At 58.6% G+C, this 2939-nt stretch carries 3 protein-coding genes; all 3 read right to left on the minus strand.

The genetic code is table 11. The annotated features are described in order from the left end of the window. The coding region (locus tag PVA01S_RS26155) for a hypothetical protein (protein ID WP_218029675.1) at positions 1-377 on the minus strand (377 nt) is incomplete at its 3' end. Between the two features lie 37 nt (positions 378-414). Further along, positions 415-1410, minus strand: a complete 996-nt coding sequence (floA, locus tag PVA01S_RS26160) for a flotillin-like protein FloA (RefSeq protein WP_127610808.1) — start codon at positions 1408-1410, stop codon at positions 415-417. 16 nt (positions 1411-1426) lie between these two features. Continuing rightward, positions 1427-2824: an NfeD family protein gene (locus PVA01S_RS26165; protein WP_127610809.1), complete on the minus strand. Its 1398-nt coding sequence runs from the start codon at positions 2822-2824 to the stop codon at positions 1427-1429. Positions 2825-2939: the final 115 nt, after the last annotated feature.

Raw genomic sequence — 2939 nt, forward strand, 5'->3', positions numbered from 1 at the left:
TCGCCCAAGCCGCGGCCCACGGCTAGCGGGCGCTCCCGCTGCTCGCGCTGAGCCGCGTACGGGTCTTCAGCTGCGGCCTGGCGCTCCGCAGACTCGCGAATGACGGGCGGCTTGTTCGCGTGTCCGCGCGTGTCTGCACGCTCCGCAGAAGCCGCCTGCGGCTGCCCAGGAGCCGCCTTGCGCATCGGCCGGGCGTCCGAACCTTTCGGCCAGCCGGAACCTCCGCCCCCGAAGGGCGGCATGCTTGAAACCGGCTTGCCGGGCGATTGCGGCTTAGCAGGGTTTCCTTGCTTCATCTGTTTGAACAACGAGCTGAAGACGAAGAAAACAATCGCCACAACGATCCAATTTTCCAATAAAAAACCGATGATGTTCACGGGTTATTCACCGCCTTTACCGCGCGTCGCTCCCGCTTCACGCGTCCTCGCCCTGTTGGCCGGGGTTGTTGTTCATTTTGCCGAGACTGGAGCGCATTTGCGTATCCGCATCGATATTTTTCAAGTTCATATAATCCATGACGCCAAGCTTGCCTTCGCGAAGCGCTTCGGCCATCGCAAGCGGCACTTCGGATTCGGCTTCGACCACCTTGGCCTTCATCTCGACGACCTTCGCTTTCATTTCCTGCTCCTGCGCGACAGCCATCGCGCGCCGCTCCTCCGCCTTCGCTTGGGCGATGCGCTTGTCGGCTTCCGCTTGCTCCGTTTGAAGGTTGGCGCCGATATTTTTGCCCACGTCGACGTCCGCAATATCAATGGATAAAATCTCGAATGCCGTACCGGCGTCCAATCCTTTGCCAAGCACGGTGCGTGAAATCAAGTCGGGATTTTCCAGCACGTCCTTATGCGAGCCGCTGGAGCCGACCGTCGTGACAATGCCTTCGCCGACACGGGCGATGATCGTCTCTTCCCCGGCGCCCCCGACTAACCGCTCGATATTGGCGCGTACCGTCACTCTGGCGATAACCTTTACTTCAATCCCGTCCTTCGACACGGCCGATACGGTAGGCGTCTCGATAACGCGCGGATTGACGCTCATTTGCACGGCCTGCAGCACGTCCCGTCCGGCCAGATCAATCGCCGCCGCGCGTTCGAACTCAAGATGAATGTTCGCGCGGTGTGCGGCAATCAGCGCATTGACGACGCGATCGACGTTACCGCCCGCCAGAAAGTGACTTTCCAGCTGGTTGATCGTCAACTCTATTCCCGCCTTCGTCGCTTTGATCATCGGATTGACGATGCGGCTTGGTAAGACGCGGCGCAGGCGCATCGCGACCAGCGTGATAATGCCGATCCTCACTCCGGACGCCAACGCGGAAATCCACAACATGACCGGCACAAACGTGAAAAACACCGACAGCGCAATAATGACCACAACCGCTAAAAATAAAACCGAAATCAAACTCGTATCCATGAAACACAACGCCTCCTTATTGTTTTACTTCCTTCACAACGATACGCGATCCTTCGACGAACGTAATTGTCACCGTCCGGTTGGCGGGTATAAATTCACCATCGGCGACGACGTCGAGCCGCTCTTCATCGAAGACGGCCGTCCCCGCAGGCCGAAGCGGCGTAACCGACGTGCCGGTCTTGCCGACCAGCTCGCGCCGGGTAACAACGGAAACGTAGCCTTCTTCGGTCGTCAGCTTATCGCGCAAGATGAACCGGTTCCAAACGCCGCGGTGCTGGAAGATTTTCACGACAATCGCTACAACGACGACGGCCCCGAGGAACGCGATGCCCAGATTCAGCGCCGCCAGCTTCATGTTATAGGCCGACAGCACGACGCCGCTGAATAGACAAACCGCTCCAAGGAAGCCGAGAATGCCGAAGCTGGACACGAAAATTTCCAGTATAAGCAGGAATATGCCGGCAATAAACAGCGCCACGTCTTCCACCCCCGCAAATCCAGCGATATAATGCCCGAAAAAGTAAAGTCCAAACCCTAAAATACCCAGCACGCCTGCGATGCCGAAGCCTGCTACAAGCATTTCGATGGCGATCCCGGCGATGCCGATCAACAACAGCAGCACGGACACCCAGGGGAGCGTCACAAAACGCGCCACCTGCTCCGCAGCGCTTGCTTCAATCGTGACGAGCGGATGATCCGCGCCGCCGATAAAGCGCACCACTTCCTGCACGTCGGCGGCCGTCGTCTCGGCATAACCGACCTTCACGGCCTCTCCCGCCGTAAGCGTCAAAATTTGCCCTTTCGGTACTTCGCGTCCAAGCTCCGGCAGCGAAAGCCCGACCTGTTTATCCACCATCGCCTCGGCGACTTGCGTATTGCGGCCGCGCAGCTCCGCGGCGGCCTTCATCTGCCCCGACCAATACGAGACGACCTTCACGTTCTCGATCTCGCTGCCGGTCCCGTCCACTACGGCGGCCGCTCCCATGGAACTGCCGGGCTCCATGGCGATGCGGTTCGCATTCAATGCGATATACGCGCCGGCCGAAATCGCTTTCCCCCGCACGTAAGCGATTGTCGGTATCGGACTTTCTTTCACGAGCTGCCCGATATGCTCGGCCGATTCCACGCTTCCTCCGAGCGTATCGATGTCCAGAATGATGTGCATGGCGCCAAGCTCTTGCGCCTCGGCAAACGCTCTTTGCATAAACCGTTCAAGCCCGCTTTCGATCGTCCGATCCACCGGAATGACGACAACCGGGGCGGCAAGCGGCGGTGCGGACGGAGCTTGCGGTACGGACGCGGCGTGCGCACCCGGCAGCAAGCATACGAACGCGACGCCTGCCACAAGCGCAAGCCATAGGATCAACCTGCGGATGAAGCACGGTTCGCTGGTTTTATCGGCTGCTGCGTACATAGGCTAGCCTCCTTCGATCAGGATGAAATATGCCCTATCGGAAAGTAATACGCAAATGTTCGGCATTTGATTCGTCCGATACGCATTATTCGTTCGAAGATACCCTTTCAGGTTA

It is taken from the genome of Paenibacillus validus NBRC 15382, from assembly GCF_004000985.1.
GTDB classification, from domain to species: Bacteria; Bacillota; Bacilli; order Paenibacillales; family NBRC-103111; genus Paenibacillus_G; species Paenibacillus_G validus.